The organism is Paraburkholderia sp. BR13439 (genome assembly GCF_040948805.1).
Classification (GTDB): domain Bacteria; phylum Pseudomonadota; class Gammaproteobacteria; order Burkholderiales; family Burkholderiaceae; genus Paraburkholderia; species Paraburkholderia youngii.
In genome coordinates, this window is sequence record NZ_JBFPKN010000015.1 from 164,679 (window position 1) to 181,835 (window position 17,157).

17 protein-coding genes and 1 pseudogene are annotated in these 17,157 nt (G+C 63.8%); 9 read left to right on the top strand and 9 right to left on the bottom strand.

Annotated features, from left to right (window positions below):
• The first annotated feature begins 15 nt into the window (after nucleotides 1–15).
• From AB3X96_RS27325 to AB3X96_RS27335, 3 genes are all read left to right on the top strand, one after another.
• Nucleotides 16–600 carry a hypothetical protein gene (locus AB3X96_RS27325; protein WP_368592180.1) on the top strand — a complete coding sequence of 195 codons (585 nt, stop codon included), beginning with the start codon at nucleotides 16–18 and terminating at the stop codon, nucleotides 598–600.
• 609 nt (nucleotides 601–1,209) lie between these two features.
• Nucleotides 1,210–3,378, top strand: coding sequence for a glycogen debranching N-terminal domain-containing protein (locus AB3X96_RS27330; protein WP_368592181.1), 2,169 nt, complete (start codon nucleotides 1,210–1,212; stop codon nucleotides 3,376–3,378).
• Nucleotides 3,379–3,469: 91 nt separating this feature from the next.
• On the top strand, nucleotides 3,470–3,886 hold the full coding sequence (locus AB3X96_RS27335; RefSeq protein ID WP_368592182.1) for a PPC domain-containing DNA-binding protein: 417 nt from the start codon (nucleotides 3,470–3,472) through the stop codon (nucleotides 3,884–3,886).
• 39 nt (nucleotides 3,887–3,925) lie between these two features.
• Here AB3X96_RS27335 and AB3X96_RS27340 read toward each other — a convergent pair.
• The 4 genes and pseudogenes from AB3X96_RS27340 to AB3X96_RS27355 form a co-directional block, all read right to left on the bottom strand.
• Nucleotides 3,926–4,313 (bottom strand): annotated as a pseudogene (locus tag AB3X96_RS27340) (LysE family translocator); the annotation flags it as partial.
• 9 nt (nucleotides 4,314–4,322) lie between these two features.
• On the bottom strand, nucleotides 4,323–4,709 hold the full coding sequence (locus AB3X96_RS27345; protein WP_176365437.1) for an MAPEG family protein: 387 nt from the start codon (nucleotides 4,707–4,709) through the stop codon (nucleotides 4,323–4,325).
• 189 nt (nucleotides 4,710–4,898) lie between these two features.
• Nucleotides 4,899–6,581 carry an alkaline phosphatase family protein gene (locus AB3X96_RS27350; RefSeq protein WP_368592183.1) on the bottom strand — a complete coding sequence of 561 codons (1,683 nt, stop codon included), beginning with the start codon at nucleotides 6,579–6,581 and terminating at the stop codon, nucleotides 4,899–4,901.
• Nucleotides 6,582–6,911: 330 nt separating this feature from the next.
• Entirely contained in the window at nucleotides 6,912–7,316 is a 405-nt protein-coding gene (locus AB3X96_RS27355) for a DUF427 domain-containing protein (RefSeq protein ID WP_176122800.1), read from the bottom strand.
• A gap of 340 nt (nucleotides 7,317–7,656) precedes the next feature.
• On the opposite strand from AB3X96_RS27355, the gene AB3X96_RS27360 reads away from it, so the two are divergent.
• Nucleotides 7,657–8,643, top strand: coding sequence for a hypothetical protein (locus tag AB3X96_RS27360; RefSeq protein WP_368592184.1), 987 nt, complete (start codon nucleotides 7,657–7,659; stop codon nucleotides 8,641–8,643).
• A 51-nt stretch (nucleotides 8,644–8,694) separates the two neighbouring features.
• On the opposite strand, the gene AB3X96_RS27365 is transcribed toward AB3X96_RS27360, so the two are convergent.
• Nucleotides 8,695–9,237, bottom strand: a complete 543-nt coding sequence (locus AB3X96_RS27365; RefSeq protein ID WP_176111662.1) for a DUF4142 domain-containing protein — start codon at nucleotides 9,235–9,237, stop codon at nucleotides 8,695–8,697.
• A gap of 161 nt (nucleotides 9,238–9,398) precedes the next feature.
• Here AB3X96_RS27365 and AB3X96_RS27370 point away from each other — a divergent pair, with 161 nt between their 5' ends.
• The 3 genes from AB3X96_RS27370 to AB3X96_RS27380 all read left to right on the top strand — a co-directional run bounded on the left by AB3X96_RS27370 (nucleotide 9,399) and on the right by AB3X96_RS27380 (nucleotide 11,409).
• On the top strand, nucleotides 9,399–10,430 hold the full coding sequence (locus tag AB3X96_RS27370) for a glycosyltransferase family 4 protein (protein ID WP_368592185.1): 1,032 nt from the start codon (nucleotides 9,399–9,401) through the stop codon (nucleotides 10,428–10,430).
• Nucleotides 10,431–10,834: 404 nt separating this feature from the next.
• Nucleotides 10,835–11,056, top strand: coding sequence for a DUF2795 domain-containing protein (locus AB3X96_RS27375; protein ID WP_176111663.1), 222 nt, complete (start codon nucleotides 10,835–10,837; stop codon nucleotides 11,054–11,056).
• A gap of 59 nt (nucleotides 11,057–11,115) precedes the next feature.
• Nucleotides 11,116–11,409: a hypothetical protein gene (locus tag AB3X96_RS27380; RefSeq protein ID WP_368592186.1), complete on the top strand. Its 294-nt coding sequence runs from the start codon at nucleotides 11,116–11,118 to the stop codon at nucleotides 11,407–11,409.
• Between the two features lie 182 nt (nucleotides 11,410–11,591).
• On the opposite strand, the gene AB3X96_RS27385 is transcribed toward AB3X96_RS27380, so the two are convergent.
• The 3 genes from AB3X96_RS27385 to AB3X96_RS27395 are packed head-to-tail and all read right to left on the bottom strand — an operon-like array spanning nucleotide 11,592 to nucleotide 14,134.
• On the bottom strand, nucleotides 11,592–11,699 hold the full coding sequence (locus tag AB3X96_RS27385) for a DUF2474 family protein (RefSeq protein ID WP_368592187.1): 108 nt from the start codon (nucleotides 11,697–11,699) through the stop codon (nucleotides 11,592–11,594).
• Between the two features lies 1 nt (nucleotide 11,700).
• Nucleotides 11,701–12,717: a cytochrome d ubiquinol oxidase subunit II gene (cydB, locus tag AB3X96_RS27390; RefSeq protein WP_368592188.1), complete on the bottom strand. Its 1,017-nt coding sequence runs from the start codon at nucleotides 12,715–12,717 to the stop codon at nucleotides 11,701–11,703.
• Nucleotides 12,698–14,134: a cytochrome ubiquinol oxidase subunit I gene (locus AB3X96_RS27395; protein ID WP_368592248.1), complete on the bottom strand. Its 1,437-nt coding sequence runs from the start codon at nucleotides 14,132–14,134 to the stop codon at nucleotides 12,698–12,700. The genes cydB and AB3X96_RS27395 overlap by 20 nt, the downstream gene beginning before the upstream one ends.
• Before the next feature lie 153 nt (nucleotides 14,135–14,287).
• Here AB3X96_RS27395 and AB3X96_RS27400 point away from each other — a divergent pair, with 153 nt between their 5' ends.
• Complete coding sequence (locus tag AB3X96_RS27400; protein ID WP_368592189.1) at nucleotides 14,288–16,105, top strand: HAD hydrolase family protein; 1,818 nt, start codon at nucleotides 14,288–14,290, stop codon at nucleotides 16,103–16,105.
• A 101-nt stretch (nucleotides 16,106–16,206) separates the two neighbouring features.
• Nucleotides 16,207–16,494: a hypothetical protein gene (locus AB3X96_RS27405; protein WP_176380489.1), complete on the top strand. Its 288-nt coding sequence runs from the start codon at nucleotides 16,207–16,209 to the stop codon at nucleotides 16,492–16,494.
• Between the two features lie 31 nt (nucleotides 16,495–16,525).
• On the opposite strand, the gene AB3X96_RS27410 is transcribed toward AB3X96_RS27405, so the two are convergent.
• Nucleotides 16,526–17,125 (bottom strand): hemerythrin domain-containing protein, encoded by a 600-nt coding sequence (locus AB3X96_RS27410; protein ID WP_368592190.1) that lies wholly within the window; start codon nucleotides 17,123–17,125, stop codon nucleotides 16,526–16,528.
• Between the last annotated feature and the right edge of the window lie 32 nt (nucleotides 17,126–17,157).

Sequence of the window (17,157 nt, forward strand, 5' to 3'; positions counted from 1 at the left end):
CTCCTGACCGCTAGCATGGAAAACGGCCTGGACAGGCAGCTGGATTCGGCTCAGCTCAGCGCCAAGGACGGCTTTAACCTGCGTGGAAAGATGATGCAGCCTGTCCAATCCTATATCCGCGCACAAGGCGCGGCCTGCGCCGTCATTAATGCCGTGCTCAACCCGGCTATTACGTGGCTCGGCAATCGGCGGATGGCATTCGTGCCGCTCTTCGGAGACAGTGGCATCATCATCGATATCGCAGTGACGTCCGTCGTGCTGTCGCTGCTGGTATCCCTGTTTGTCACACCGGCGGCGCGCGGGGAGTTTCGCGCCGGTCGGCTCACAGGGAGCGACACGGTCTTCGCGGAGAGCGGCGTGCTCGCGCATTTGCCAAGCAAAGCCTGGTCTTTCGGGCTGGTGATCGGTGTTGTTGCCGCCGCCGTGATCACCGCACTCATGTCCGCGACGTTCCTTTTGCTAGGGTCCGCCGGGCTTTCTTTTGCCGGATTCGTTATTCTGAAAGCCGTGTACACCGCGGCGCTCGGGTTCGTCGTCACGCGCTGGGTCATCCTCCGGCAACTGCTTCACTGTCGCGCAAATTCGGCGCATACCGGCTGAGTGGGGCGATAGCTGGCCCCCGAGCCCGGCGCGCAGACCGCTCCTCGATACAGCGGCGCAAGATGCTCTCGAACATGCAACTACCTGAGCAACCGCGCACTACAGCGGCTGGCGGGCGGTCGGCGCACTGGCGAAGCGGACCATTGAGCTGCGGGTTTCGAGCAGACATTGTGTTTCCGCAAATCGATTGGATTTGCGGCGACAACCGGTTGCGTCAAACTTTGTGATATTTGGTAGCGCGTAGTGCGACGGTGGAATGGGCTTCAGCGGGAATTTTTGTCGCAGACTTTGATGTGCGCTGATATCCCACTGCCCACCTCCTCCATAGCCCCGATTTACGCGCGGCGTTTTCCGGTGGAGCACGACGAGCCCGATCGTCTGCGATCGGTACACCGACAACGGTGATGAGCAAGGCAACCACCACCTCTCCGATTTGAATGGAGGCCGGCAGCATAACGCGGTCCCGAACACGCGCGGTGCACCCCGTACCTTTCCTGAGTGAAGGCGGCGCGAGTGTTGCTGTCTCTAATCACATGAAGGTTCCGAAACATCCATGTGGAAGCCTGAGTGCAATGCGCAATTTCGCCTGGTCGTTTAGAGGGCACTGACATGTCGCTCGAGGTAAGGATTGGCCCGCCGCAGATTGCCATCCATCAGGGGCATACGGTCCTGCTCACGCAGCCGGACGGGCAGATCATCAGCGGGTCGCGCAAGGGTCTGTATTTCCAGGACACGCGTCTTATCAGCAACTGGACGATCTTCGCCAATGGCGAGCCTTGGGATCTGCTCAGCTCGGGAGCGCTGCAGTCCTTTTTGATGCGGGCGTGTCTCGCGAATCGTTCGCTCGACAGCGAGGACGGGCTCATCGAGGAACATACGGTCAGCCTGATTCTGACCCGTCATGTCGGCGGTGGAGTCCACGAGGACATCGACATGACCAATCACGGCCTGCATACGGTGTCGTTCAATCTGGAGATCGCGGTGCGTAGCGATTTCGCGGACATCTTCGAAGTCAAGGCCGGGCATGTGGTTCGTCGCGGTCGTGTCGTGACCACCTGGAATGAGCACACGCAACACCTGAAGACCAGTTACCAGAATGGGCACTTTGGCCGTGGCATCAGTCTGAGCGTGCACGATAGCCACACGCGAGGCGCTTATGCAAACGGCCGGATCACATTTGGTGTGAGCTTGCGACCCGGCGCGCGTTGGCATTGTTGCTTGAAGTACGACATCGACGATGACGGCCGGGCCGTACGCGCGCCGCAGCGCTGCGGCGCGGCCGGCGAACTGTCGCCCGAAGGAAAGCGGCTCGAACAATGGAAACGCGCGATTCCGTCGCTCGAGTGCAGCAACGAAACCTTCAACCGTCTGTTTCGTCAGGCTACCGATGATGTCGCGGCGTTGCGCGTGCCGGAGCACGTCAATGGCAGGCGTCTAATGATTCCCGCAGCGGGCTTGCCGTGGTTCGTCGCGCTGTTCGGACGTGACAGTCTGATCACCTCGCTGCAGACGGCGCTGATTTACTCGGGGTTCGCGCGCGGCACGCTTGCAGCGCTCGGCGCACGACAAGCCACGAAGCGTGACGACTTTCGTGACGGCGAGCCGGGCAAAATCATGCACGAGCTGCGTCGGGGCGAGCTGGCGAAGCTTGGACTCGTTCCTCATACGCCGTACTACGGAACCGCGGACGCGACGGCTTTGTATCTGATCGTGCTCCATACCGCATGGTGTTGCACCGGCGACCGTGAATTGCTGATCCGTCATCTGCCCAATGCCGAACGGTGCCTGAAATGGATCGACAACTATGGCGATCGTGACGGCGACGGGTTCCAGGAGTACGAGACGCGTTCGACGAACGGCCTGAAAAACCAGAGCTGGAAAGATGCCGGTGATGCCGTGGTGTACCCCGACGGCATGCTCGTCAAAGGACCGAAGGCGCTCTGCGAGCTGCAAGGCTACGTGTATGACGCATGGCTTCGTATGGCCGCGGTCTACGACCTGCTCGATGAGAAGCGCCGTGCATCCAGGCTGCGCGCCAAAGCCGCCGACTTGTACGAGCGATTCAATGACGCGTTCTGGGACGAACGCACTGGTTTCTACGCACTGTGCCTCGATGGCGACAAGCAACGGGTGATGAGCATCGCCTCCAATCCGGGCCACTGTTTGTGGTCGGGAATCGTTCCGCCCGAGCGCGCGAGCCGAGTAGTGCAAAGACTCTTGAAGCCGGACATGTATAGCGGATGGGGCGTGCGCACACTGTCGTCGAAACATCCGGCCTTCAATCCGCATTCTTATCAGAAGGGCGCCGTGTGGCCGCATGACAACGGACTCATCGCCGAAGGGTTCAAGCGTTATGGTTTTGCCGACGAGGCAGGACGGATCGCGAAAGACATCTGCGATGCAGGCGGCTATTTCGCGCTGAACCAGTTACCCGAGCTATTTGCAGGCCTCCAGCGCACGGAGGCGAGCTTTCCGGTGCAGTACATGCGCGCAAATGTGCCGCAGGCATGGGCCGCGGGATCGATTTTTTCGCTCGTGTATGCGATCCTGGGTCTTCAGCCCGACGCGCCGCGCAGGCAACTGTACGTCGACCCGGTGCTGCCCCCCTGGATCGACACGCTGACCTTGCGAAACCTCAAGGTAGGCGCGCAGATATTCGATATCCGGTTCACGCGAACCGACGGAAGCACAGAATTCGAAGTGTTGAAAGGGACTAGCAAAAGCGTGAGCCGGCGCCCGATTACGAGTTGGCGCGACGAACTGGCTGCGGGCCTTTGATTGCGGCGGGCGGCTCGCGTACAAGTGCCTGTGAGATACTTCCTCATCCACGCAAAGTCCCTGCGTCCACCGCGTTTCAAACGGCCCAGGCATGCAAGCACATCCCCTCCGGCTCTCGCCCGGCGACGACCTTCGCGTCGCCATCGAAGACGCGCTTCATCAACGCGAGCTGCAAGCGGCCTTCGTCGTCCAGGGCATCGGCAGTCTTCACGTTGCGGCATTGAGGTTCGCTGGCGCGCAAGCGCCAACGGAAATTCGCGGCGACCTCGAAATATTGACCCTCGCAGGCTCCGTCTCGCCCGATGGCGCTCATCTGCACATGTCGATCGCTGATGCACGCGGACAGGTGTTCGGCGGTCATGTGGCGCGCGGGTGCATGGTGCGCACGACCGTCGAGTTGTTGCTCGTGTCGGTTCCGGGCTATTCGTTCGCGCGGGAGCCCGATCCGCAGACGGGGTTTATGGAACTCGTGATTCGCGGCGGTGCGCCGCAAGCCGATTCCGCCTGACCGTTCGAACGCGGCATCACTTCGTGCGCCCGTAGCTGTTCAACGCCCCACCAACATCCGCCCGCCGACTCCGACCAGCAACGCACCCGCTGCGGTATCGAGCACGGCCTTGCGGCGAACCAGCGTGCGCCGAACCGCCGGATGCGATGCAAGCAACGCCATCGCGCAGTACCACGCGCACGAAATGCCGATCGACAGCGCCACGACCGTGATATCGAGCTACAACGGTGCATGCGCGGGCACCATCAACGCGAAGATGCTGCCGTAGAACGCGATGGATTTCGGATTCGTCATGCTGACGAAATAGCCTTTCTTCGTCGCGGCCCAGCCGGACGCGGCGCTGCCGACGCCTGCGGACAATGGCCGCCGCGGTCACGATCATCTTGATGCCGAGCCAGATCAGGTAGAGCGCGCCGGCGATCCGCAGCACGGCGCCTCAGCGCATCAACGCCAAACACAATGCAATCCCTGCGCCATAAGTCCCAATCGCACCGACGAAGCGCAAAGGGTTGGGCTTCGCCATCGTCGGAAACGCGACAAGCCCTACGACGAGCAAGCACCGGCACAAGGTCGCGATGACCATCAGCGACACCGTCACCGTGGACGGCGATCTCGCGCCCAGAAAGAGAAATAGCACCGCCAGAAACGGCGCGTATTCCGCTGTGTTGCCATGCGCCCGAACCAGCTTGTGCAACAGGTCGGCCGGATCATCGGCACAGCCCGCAGTGGTGCGTTCGCGAAAACGCAGCATCGATACCGACAAGCCGAGGCCGAATAACAGCAGCCCCAACACCGCTACGCATCCGAGAGCAATGTTGTTCATGGCAGCGCGGCTCCTTGTCAGGCGATCGACGCACGCCTGTTTGGCGAAAATCAGGCGGCTCCCATTCTCGCACGCGCCGACACGCGAGGTCCGCGCGGCTGGACCCCGGCAAAAACGACCGCGCCACGATCGTTCCAACACCGATCGCGGCGCAGCTCGCTACTCGAATACGTCGACTACAGTAAGCACTCAGTCTTCGCGATCGAACTCCGGCAGCGGACGCGTTCCTTCAATCGCGACCGAATGCAGCAGCTCAGGCTTCAGATCGAGCAGACGCAAGATCGTCGGCGCGACCTGCGTGGTCAGCACTCGCTCGTCGTTGACCTTCCCGGCATGATGCGCATGAGGCACGTACATCACGAGACCGAGATGGCTGTCGTCGGGCGCGTTGCCGCCATGCTCCTCGTCCTTCGACTTGCTCGACGTATAGATGACGCCCGGGTTCGGCTGAACGATGATGTCGGGCGTGCGGCCGCGCGACGGATCGCCGAACCGGTTCGCCAGTTGCGGGCCGGACAGGATGTACGCCTGCGGACCGTCCGCGCAAATCCCCGGCGCGTTGCAGCTCAGATTGTCTTTCAGCGTCTTCACGACCGCAGCCGTCTGGCTTTGATCGCGCAGCCAGATCAGACCGACGTCGTCGGTCTGCACCATGCCGGTGCCGACGAGCCCGGTGCCATCGTTCAGGTTGCCGCTCGTCGTAGCGTTTTGCCCAAAAGCGCCGCCCGAATCCAGATAGTTGTTGGCTTCTAGCAGCTTGGTCAGCGTATCGCCGTTCTTCACCAGCTTCGAATGATCGGTCGGCGACTGGCCATGCTTCGCGGTCACGATGATCGCCGTCGACGAATAGAGATTGCGTTGCTTCAGTTCGGACACGATGCGTCCCAACGCGTCGTCGATATACGCGATCGCACCGGCCACCTGCGGACCCGGCGTGAAACTCGCATCCAGATAGCCGCCGCCCGACGCGACCGTGGCCTTCTGCGCGACGCTCAGCGTCTGGAAGTTGGCGCCGAACACGGTCGGCACCGCGACGTTCTTTTGACCGGTCGAATCCTTGCCATCGATTTCATGGATCAGCGATTGCACATGGTAGTTGTCGAACTTCTCCGTGTGCGTGTACGTGTCGAGGTAGTAGCTATTGGTATCCGGATCGATCGAATTTATTTCGGTGCGCGCAAGATCGTCGACACCCGTGCCGGACGGTCCGTTGAGCCAGTCGTAGCCCCACGCGTGTTTATCGGCCCACGCGGTGCGCGCGCCGTTCACGTTGCCCTTGATCACTTCGAAGACCGTGTTGGTCTTCAGATAGTTGTGCGGATAGACGGGCGTGCAGACGCCATTGACGAGCGCATGCGGAATCGCCTGCGGATTGAACGCGCCGCCGCCGTCGAGATGGATCAGCGCGCCGCCGTTCTCGCCGTCGATGCCGGTCGTTTCATCGAACACGACATTCCAGCCGGTCGGGCCCGTGCAACTGGTATCGGACGGCGCATAGAGCGTGCGGTCGTAGGAGACGTCGTAGAACAGGCCCGCGGACTTCGGCGAGCCGCCGGTCACGAGTGCGGCGAGGCCCGGAAACGAATCCGACAGTCCCGGTGTATGCGCGTTCGTGTACGTGGTGCCTGACTTCGCGAGCAGCGCCAGATTGGGGCAGGTGTTCGCGCCGATGCAACGCGCGACGTCCTGCTCATGCAGACCGTCGAAGCTGATCAGCAGCACATGCTTGACCGACGCGCGATCGCGCTCGTGATCGCGGCCGTGATCGTGATCGTCGCCTGCGGTCGCGACTGCCGAGTACAGCCCGGCGAGCAGTGCGACGGCGGCGTACATTGCGTTTTGCTTACGCTTCCATTTCGTAATCGGTTTCATGTCTCGTCCTTTGCTTAACAACGAATTTGGGTAAAGCGGGACGAATTTGAACCGTAAAAAAAGTCATTTACGTGACCTTGGTTTTTTTATTTGGCGATACTGAAGTCTTAAGGTCTTGTTAAGGTCGGTGTGATCCGTTCGACGCGCGGGCGCTGTGAATCGGCTTCGATTCCGCGCGTGATCCGCGCGAGTCGTCAAGCATAAAAAACGGCACGGGTTATCGCAGTCCGTGCCGTTTCGTCGGTCGGTAGTCAAATGCCGCGAGGGCGTGGCGGAATAGGGACCGCCACGCCGCGCCGGATTGCCGGGCAATAACCCGCGCGAGTCCGCCTAATGAGCGGCCGGCTCCTGCGTGATGGAATCCACGCGGTCGGGGTAGAACGCGAGGTGTTCGCGGATCGACGCGACGGCGTCGTAAGGGTGCTCGTAGGTCCACACCGCGTTGGTGCCGCGCTCGCCGGCCGATGGAATCGAGAAGTAGGCACAATCGCCTTTGTATGGACAATAAGTCGCGTGCGCCGTGCGTTCGAGCCGGGTCATGTCCACGTCCTTGCGGGGGATGTACAGCACGGCCGGATAGCGGGCCTCGCGCAGCGTCAACGCGTCGTGTGTATCGGCGATCACCTGGCCGCCAGCCATCACGATCACGCGCGCGCGGTGCTGCTCGATCGTGATCGGATGATCCGGGCCGGGGATCTTGACGGGTTTGTCGTTCGGGACCGAATGGGTGGACATAACGATGCTCCGTGGAGAAGTGGGGGGTGTCCCTTGCCCGAGCGCCAAGGCAAGCGACTGAAGAAATGCCCGTATTGCCGTACAACTTCACTTCGGGTATTTCTATACATACTAGCGCAGACCTTCCAGGTGCTGTGAGCGGCGCAACGCCCGCCGGAGTCGCATCGACTGCGTACACCTGTTTCAGTGCAGCGGAATCGCGACTTCGCGGAAGACGAACACAATTGGCCGACTGACAGGAGTGCATGATGCTCGTTGGATACGCCGTGGGTGAGCGTGCAAGTGAGCCTGCAAGTCAGTCTGCAATCTGGTCGTCGACAAATGGCGAGGTTGTTTGACTATGCCGGCACTTCGGAAGCGTTGGTCACTTCGCGCATTGGGCGCGGGTGCCGCTCTGCCTTTGAGCCTGCTGTCCTGCCCGTCGCAAGCGCAGGTCGTGCCGGGGCAATTGTCGAGCAATACCGTGATCGGCGGCAATGTAAAGCAGCACGCGGACGCTGTGCTCGCGATCATGAGCTACACGACGGTCCCGGACGTCACGACCAGCAACCTGTCGGTCAATAACGGGCTGACCGGTAATCCCGGCTTCGGGCAGACGCAATTCGGCGGCGGCTTCACGCTCAGCAGGTCGTTTCCGTTGTACATGGAGGGCACGCTCGCCTACAGCCGCTACGATCCGGTTTTCATCGCCACGGATGGCGCCCAGCAGCGTGCGGTGCCCACCAAGTGGAACACCTTCAGCGGCACGGTCGGCCTGGGCTGGGATTTCCGCATCACGGACGAACTGGCATTCCGTCCGATCCTGAACGGTACGATCGGGCGCGTGTCGAGTGACCTGAAGGTCGGGCAGACGCTGTTCAATCACGTCACCGACAGCAACCTGCAGTTCCTCGAGAACGGCTCGCTCAATGCCTACGGCTATGGCGGCTCCCTGATGCTCGACTACGAGCACTACCGCGAAAACTACGAAATCGACGCGGAATTGCGGGCGACAGATATTTACCTGCGCAGTTTCGGCGGTTCATCGCAGGCCGTTCAGGGCTCGGCCACGGCCCAGCAAGTGAGCCTATGGACACGCTGGCGCGCACCCACCGGCTGGCACGCGCTGGACCGGCCAGTCCGCTATGTGCTCGAAGCCGCTTACTCGCACTACTTCGGCGACAGCGCCGGGGTGCTGGGATTCAACGACCTCACGTCGCTGGGAGTCGGCCTGGAACTCGATAGCAGCAGGTATCCCGTCATCGTCACCCGCACGCGCGCGATGGTGCGCTACGTGTTCGGTCGCAACGTGCACGGCGTGTCGTTCGGATTCGCGATGAGTTTCTAGCGCGGACTGCTTGCCGGACTACACGAATGGCGCGGATACCTGCCTTCGGCGCTACTTCGTCACCCCCTTCTTCGTCGCGAGATCCTGCGCCATCTTGTAGTGTTCCTCGATGGTAGGCAGCGCTTTTTGCGCGGCCTTCTTCAGATCAGCGTTCTGGCCATCGGAGATTTCTTTCTTGAATGCGCTCAGCGCGTCCTCGTGTCCCTGCATGCCGACCTTCTGGATATACGCCTGATCGAATGCCTTGCCATGCAGGCTCTTCAGCGAGTCCAGCACCGTGGTGTCGGAATTGTCCTTCGGCACCGCGACGCCGTGTGGTGCAGCCATCTTCAGTTGCATCGTGAGCTTCGTGTGATCGAGCATCATGTGATGCGCGAACGATTTCACATCCTTGTCGCTGGAGTTCTTCGTCGCGAGCTTGGCCGCGTCGATTTCGGTCGATGACGACATGCTCGCCGCCTGCACGAAGTCCTTGTCGGCCTGAGGCAGCGGATTGGCGCTCGTGGTCGAGGCGGCCTCGGTTTGCGCGCCGGCGATATGAGGGATAGCGGCAAGCCCACAGCAAAGTGCGGCAATGGCGGTAACGCGCTTCATGTTTTTCTCCTCTACGAAGTGGAACGGGATGAATCGAAGCGGGACGGATGACACGCTTCGATCGACAACCCGCAAGCGCCATACCATCGTCCACCGCGCGTCTGGAATGGTGAATGCTCGACGACGGAGGTCTGCACGGCGGAAGAACGACGGAGGCTCGCATGCGCATCGCGCAAGTGTCGACGCTCTACGAGCGCGTGCCGCCCGTCGCCTATGGCGGCACCGAGCGCGTCGTGTCGTGGCTGACCGAGGCGCTGGTCGAACTCGGCCATGAGGTCACGCTGTTCGCGAGCGGCGACTCGCTGACGCGCGCGCATCTCGTGTCCGTCTATCCGCGGCCGCTGCGCGGGCTCGAGAACACCGCCGACCCGCAGGCGTTTCATGTCGCGATGCTCGAACAGGTCGTGCAACGTTCGGCCGACTTCGACATCGTGCACTTCCATACCGACTACACGAGCTTCCCGTTCGGCAGGCGGCTCGGCTGCGCGCACGTGACGACGCTGCATTGGCGGCTCGACATCCCCGGTCTGGAGGCGCTGTACCGCGAGTTTTGCGACGTACCACTGGTATCGATCTCCGACGCGCAGCGCGCGCCGCTGCCGCGACTCGCGTGGCAGCGCACGGTCCATCACGGCCTGCCGCGCGACCTTCACACCTTCAGCCGCACGCCGTCCGACTACCTGGCATTCGTCGGCCGCATCGCGCCGACCAAGCGACCCGATCTCGCGATCGAGATCGCGCGCCGTGCGAACGCGCGGCTCGAAATCGCGGCCAAGATCGACGACGGCGATCGCGACTACTACGAGCACGAGGTCGCATCGCTGATGCGGCAACCGCATGTGCGCTATCGCGGCGAGCTGGGTGGCCGTGAAAAGGATCGCTTCATCGGCGCCGCGCGAGCGCTGCTGTTTCCGATCGACTGGCCCGAGCCGTTCGGGCTCGTGCTGGTCGAGGCGCTGGCGGCGGGCACACCGGTGATCGCATTCGACCGCGGCTCGGTCCGCGAGATCATCGACGACGGCGTGACCGGCTTCATCGTCGATAGTGTCGACGAGGCCGTCGATGCGGTGAACCGGATCGGCGAGCTGGACCGCGCGCGCTGTCGCGAAGCCTTCGAGCGGCGCTTCACCGCGGCACGCATGGCCGACGAGTACATCGAGGTGTACCGGAAGCTATTGGCGTCGGAGCGTTGAAGCGCAACGACGCCTGCGCGAGCGTGGATTTTTTCTAACGCGGCACGCCAATCTTGACCAACGCCATCGGCTCTGACGGCCACGGAGCATGGGACAGATCCACGGGTCACGCGGCCGCTGGGTGCACGCGCGCAGCGGCCCGAGCGTATCGCGATCGGCGGGCACGAGTCGGGCAGACCGGTAGCGCGCATCGCAGCGCGCAGCCCGGCGTCCTACAGGCACGCCGGATGCGAAGGCACGAGCATCCGCGCGTGCCCGAAGCGATGCCCGGCACGGACGTACAGCCGGAGCAGCAGCCGGTACGCGACACGCCGGACGTGCAAGCACCGGGCTCGGCGCCGCCGTGACGCGCCATCCCGGCCAGCACTTGAACTTCCTTCCACGCAACCCATCAGGGGAACGAAATGACCAATTCCCGTTCGACCACGGGCGAGCGCCCGCTGAACCCGTTCATCGACGTGCAGAAAGCGCTGAAGGGCGCTTCCTATCCCGCCGACAAGGACAGCCTCATCGAAACCGCGAAAGCCAATGGCGCCGATGACGACGTGCTGCAACGGCTCCAGGATCTGCCCGACCAGCAGTATCAGAGCCCCGCCGAAGTCTCGAAGGGCGTCGGCAATGAATAGCCCGCAAACTGCATCGCCGCCCCCGCCAGGTCAAGGCTCACCCGCGACCCGGTCCGCGCGTGGAGCGCGGCTCCCGGCTCCCGGCCGCGATCGCGGCGACCGGCGTGCTGATGTGGCTGCGCCGGCGTGCCGCGCTGTTCGTGTTCGCGATCGTGCTGTTCGCATCGACGATCTGGGCGGCGGTCGAGGCGCGCTTCGATTTCTGGCAATTGCTGCCACGTCTTTGGGTGTGGGTCGCGCTCGCGATCTGGCTGCTGCTGCCACCGGTGAGCAAGCGGCTCGCGCTCGGGCCGCCCGCCGCGCCGCGCGAAGGCATGGCGCATCGAGACCGGCGACAAAGCCGGTCCGGGTGACCCGACCGAAACCACTTACGAAGACACGCCGATCGACCTATGCCGACAGCAACGGCAAGCAGTATGTGCTGGTGGTAGCGGGCGGACATGGCTCGCTCGGCACGAAGCAGCGCGACTCCCGTGGTCGCCTATACGTTGCCGTAGTCGCGCCGCGGTAATCCCACTGCCAGCGCGCGCCACGCTCAATGCGTGGCCGCGTGCAGCAGAAGCTTCAACACACCCGCCACCGTCGCGACCGCGACGACGCCGGCGAGCCATAGGCCGGCGAACCACGCAAGGCGGCGCCACATGTCAGTGGTACCCCTCGCCCGCGCGCAACTTTCCCTTGAACACCGAGTACGCATACACGGTATAGCCGACAATCATCGGCACCGTGATCGCGGCGCCGACCAGCAGAAACAGCAGGCTCGCATGCGGCGCTGCCGCCGCGCGGAACGAAATCGACGGTGGCACGAGGTTCGGATATAGACTGATCAGGAGCCCCGCGTAGCACAGCACGAAGATGCCGTACGCAAACAGCAGCGGCAACAGATGGCGGCGCGCGGACAGGCTGCGGAAAAATCCAAAGGCCAGCAGAACGACCAGCACCGGTACCCAGGCGGTGAACAGCAGGTCCGGCCAACGGAACCAGCGAGCCGTCAGCGAGTTGGGCAGCATCGGCGTCCATAGCGTGACCACCACGATCAGCGCGAGCACGGTGACGGCCATCGTGCGCGCGTGTCGCCGGCAACGCTCGTGCAACGGACCTTCGGTGCGCCAGATCAGCCAGCACGAGCCGAGCAGCGTGTAACCGGCCATCACCGCGAGACCGCACAGGATCGTGAAGCCGGTCAGCCAGTCCCACCAGCCGCCCACATACGAGAACCCCGAGACCTCGATACCTTGCAGCAGGCCGCCGAGCACGAGCCCCTGGCACAGCGCCGCGAGCGCCGAGCCGCCGAAGAACGCGGCGTCCCACCATGCGCGGCCGCGACCTATCGCGCGAAAGCGGAATTCGAAAGCGACGCCGCGGAACACCAGCGCGAGCAGCATCGCGATGATCGGCGGATAGAGCGCCGGCAGAATCACGCCGTAGGCAAGCGGAAACACCGCGAACAAGCCGCCGCCGCCGAGCACGAGCCACGTCTCGTTGCCGTCCCATACCGGTGCGATCGAATTCACCATCACGTCGCGGTCGTCGCGGTGGTGCTCGACCGCGAACAGGATGCCGACGCCGAGATCGAAGCCGTCGAGCAGCACGTATGCGAGCACCGCGAACGCGAGGATCGCGGCCCATACCAAAGCGAGATCAAACGTTCCTGTCGTCATCGGCGTGACTCCCCGGAGTTGATGGGACGGACGGTGCCTGTGCTGGGCCCGGTGTGATGCCGGCGCTGCGATGCGGCTTGTCCTTCGCGGGGCCGGGCGTGTCGAGCGTGGGCGTCGCCGCCATCAGCCGGAACAGAAAGACCACGGCCGCGCCGAACACGATCGCGTACACCACGCCGAAGCTCGCGAGCGATACCGCGACGCCGGGCGCGGCGATCGGTGACACACTGTCGGCCGTCCGCAGCAGACCGTACACCGTGTACGGCTGCCGGCCGACTTCGGTGACGGTCCAGCCGCACAGCAACGCGATCAGACCAGCCGGCCCCATCGCGACCATGATCCGCTGCATCCAGCGCGCTTCGTACAGGGTCCTTCGATAGCGCAACGCGAGACTGCCCAGTCCGAGCAGCGCCATCAGGATGCCGAGTCCGACCATCACGCGAAATGCCCAGAACACGACCGGCGAGAACGGGCGCTCGGACGGCGGGAACGATTTGAGGCCCGCGATCGAGCCGTCCCAGGTGTGCGTCAGAATCAGCGCGCCGAGATGCGGTATTTCGAGCGCATAGTCGGTCGTCTCCGTGCGCATGTTCGGGAACCCGAACAGAATCAACGGCTGACCGGGACGCGCGAGCCAGTCGCCTTCGAGCGCGGCGATTTTGGCCGGCTGGTGCTTGAGCGTGTTGATACCGTGCTGGTCACCGACCACCATCTGGATCGGCGCGACGATGCAGGCCATCCATAGCGCCATCGACACCATCAGGCGCGCGCAGACATTGCGTGAATCGCCGAGCAGATGCCAGGCGCCGACCGCGCCGACGAGGAACGCGACGCTCAGATACGCGGCCAGCGCCATGTGTACGAGCCGGAACGGAAATGACGGGTTGAAGATGATGCGCAACCAGTCGGCCGGAAAGAAGCGTCCGTCGACGATCGCATAGCCCTGCGGCGTCTGCATCCATGAATTGACGGCGAGAATCCAGAACGCGCTCATTAGCGTGCCGATCGCGACGAGCACGGTCGCGAGAAAGTGCAGACGCGGGCCGACGCGTTTCATGCCGAACAGCATCACGCCGAGAAAGCCCGACTCGAGAAAGAAAGCGGTCAATACTTCGTAGCCCATCAGCGGCCCGACGATCGGACCCGCGCGAAACGCGAAGCCCGCCCAGTTGGTGCCGAACTGATACGACATCACGAGCCCCGACACGACGCCGATGCCGAACACGACCGCGAAGATCGTCAGCCAGTAGCGGTAGACGGCGAGATATACGGGCTTGTGGGTGACGAGCCATGCGCCTTCGAGCACGGCGAGGTAGCTCGCGAGACCGATCGACAGCGCCGGAAAGATGATGTGGAAAGCAATCGTGAAGCCGAATTGCAGTCGCGCGAGGGTCACGGCATCGATGGGAATGGACATCATGGTTCCTCGGGGCAGGCTGGCGGCGGCGCTCCGCCGCTTCGACACGACCTGCAGCAAGGACCCTGAGCAAGCCCCATACCGTTGGGCGCGGGTCGTGAGGTATAGCGCTTGCTGAACGGACCCATGAATCGATCGAAGGAGTCGTGCACCATGCGATTTTTTGCGCTCGCGACCGACTACGACAACACGCTCGCCACCGACGGCCAGGTCGCCGATTCGACGTGGGCCGCGCTCGAACGCCTGCGCGCGTCGGGCCGTCACGCGATCCTCGTCAGCGGACGCGAGCTCGACGACCTGCTCGCGATCTGCCCGCGCATCGAGCTGTTTTCGCGCGTGGTCGCGGAAAACGGCGGCGTGCTGTATTGCCCGGCCGATGGCGCGCGCCGTCTGCTCGCGCCCGCACCGCCGGAGAATTTCGTCGCGGAGTTACGGCGGCGCGCGCCCAACGCTTTCAGTGTCAGCCAGACGTTGGTCGCGACGATGAAGCCCCATGAGCATGTCGCGCTCGATGTGATTCGCGACCTTGGGCTCGAGTTGCGGATCATCTTCAACGGCGACGCGGTGATGATCGTGGCGCCGGGCGTGTCGAAGGCGAGCGGCCTGAGCGCGGCGCTCGCCGATCTCGAACTGTCGCCGCTGAACGTGGCCGGTATCGGCGACGCGGAAAACGACCATGCGCTGCTCGACGCGTGCGGCCTCGCGGCGACTGTCGCGAACGCCTTGCCGGAGTTGCAGAAGCACGCCGATATCGTGACGGGCGGCGTCGCGGGCGCGGGCGTCGCCGAACTGATCGACGCCCTCGTTGCCGACGATTTGCGCAGCATCGCCGACGCGTCGCCGCGCAATCGCATCGTGCTCGGCCCTCGCTGTGATGCGCCGGACAGCGAGCCGCTGTCGTTGCCCGCGTACGGCAGCGTCGTGCTGCTCGTCGGTGAATCGGGCTGCGGCAAGTCCACCGCGACGGCGGGCCTGCTCGAACGGCTCGCGGGCGCGGGCTGCCAGATGTGCATCGTCGATCCTGAAGGCGACTATGACAATGACGATGCGACCTTCGTGCTCGGCGATGCGGGCAATGCACCGTCGATCGACGAGGCGATGCAGTTGCTGCGCCGTCCGGCGCGGCCCGCCATCGCGCTCAATCTGCTGCGGGTGCCGCCGTCGGATCGGCCGCTGTTCTGCGCGAATCTGCTGTTGCAGGTGCAGCGTCTGCGCACGCGCACCGGGCGGCCGCACTGGCTCGTGTTCGAAGAGGCGCATCACGTGTTTCCCGCGCAATGGGCCGGCGCGAACCAGGCGATTCCGGATGCGCTGGAAACGGCGCTCGCGGTCACCGTGTCGCCGGAGCAGTTATCGCCGGTGTTGCTGGAGCAGGTCGGCACCGTGCTCGCGATGGGCGACGGCGCGCATGCGGCCTTGCAGCGCTTTGCTGCGGCAAGTGGACGTGAGCCGCCAGCGTCGAGCGGCGACGGGGCGCAACTCGCCAAAGGCGACGCGCTGTTATGGCGCGTCAGCGCCGCCGCGCCGCCGCAGCTCGTGCGGCTCGAGCCCGGTCGCAAGGAAAAGCGCCGGCATCGTCGCAAGTACGCTGAGGGGCTGCTGATTCCCGAGCGCAGCTTTTACTTTCGCGGCGAGCACAACGCGCTGAACCTGCGCGCGCACAACCTCGTGCTGTTCGTCGAGATTGCCGAGGGTGTCGATGCGGCGACATGGCAGTTTCATCGCCAGCGTGGCGACTATTCGCGCTGGTTCGAACAGCAGATCGGCGACGCGGACCTGGCCGACGAAGCACGCGGCATCGAGCAGGACAGCGCGCTCGATGCCGCGCAAAGCCTCGCGCGCATCCGCGCGGCGATCCACGCGCGCTACACCCAACCGGAGAATCCTTCGCTGCCCGCGGTGTTGACAGGCTCGCCGCAAAGTCGCGACGACCCCGACCCGCGTCGGTCCGACACGGATCAGCGGCCGTGAGGCGGGGATTGCAACGCGACGCGCGGGCGGTCCGCGCCAGGCACGCGCAATGCGCATCTCCGCTCAAAACGGTCCGATGCAACGGACCGAAGGAGCCGAACATGCGTGTGCAGGCGATAGAGATGGCCGACTTCCTCGTAAGCTGGACCGTCATCAGAGATTCGGAAGGTGCTTTCCAATGGATCGTGCTCGTGACCGAGCGGGGCGGCGGACATGGCACGGTCTTCGAGCGACGCGGGACGTGTGGCCACGTGTCGTGGGGCGACGCGCAGGACATCGCGGCCGAGAATGCGCGCCGCGTCGCGGCCACGCTCGTCGACCCGGGCACGCTCGACAAGACGAAACAGCGGCGCGCGCGGACGCCGGCGGCGCCCGGCGCGAATCGTTGATGCCCGCTTGCGCCAGTCGTTCGCGCATCGGCTACTCATATTGACGCTGCGTCCGTGCCGCGCGACGTGACCTCGGCAGGCTGCGCCGCAACGCGAGCAATAAGGTCGATCCCAGTAGCAGCGTGGCGATCGGAAACGTGCCCGCCGCATTCACCGCAATGTTCATCGGACGCTCTCCGAGCAACTGCATCCGGCGGCGCGTCATCGCGGCGCCGAGCGACTGCAGTTCGTTTTTCAGCACGCGCTCGGCGTCGGGCAGCAGGATGGTTTCCTCGTCGGCGACGTGATGGGCGACTTCGCGGATCAGTTGAAGAAACAGCCCGTCGTACGCGGCGTTTTCGGGGCCCATTGCGCGCAGCTTTGCGATCGTCGCGCGCATCTCGTCGTGCTCGGAACGACTTTTCGTCAGTGTCTCGTCGTTGCCCAGCGCGCGGTCTAGCGCCGGGTAGAAAATTTCTTCCTCCAGTAGCGCGTGGATTTCAAGCGCATCGCACACGCCGTTGACGATCGCGCGTTTTCGCCACCACGGCGTGGACGCGTGGTATCGGTGCGAAGCGGCGAGCACGTGCATATGGTCGAGGCGGATCATCGACGTAATCGACGGCGACAACGATGAGGCGTCATTGGTCATGGCGTTTCTCCACGGAAAGGGTGCTCGCGGAT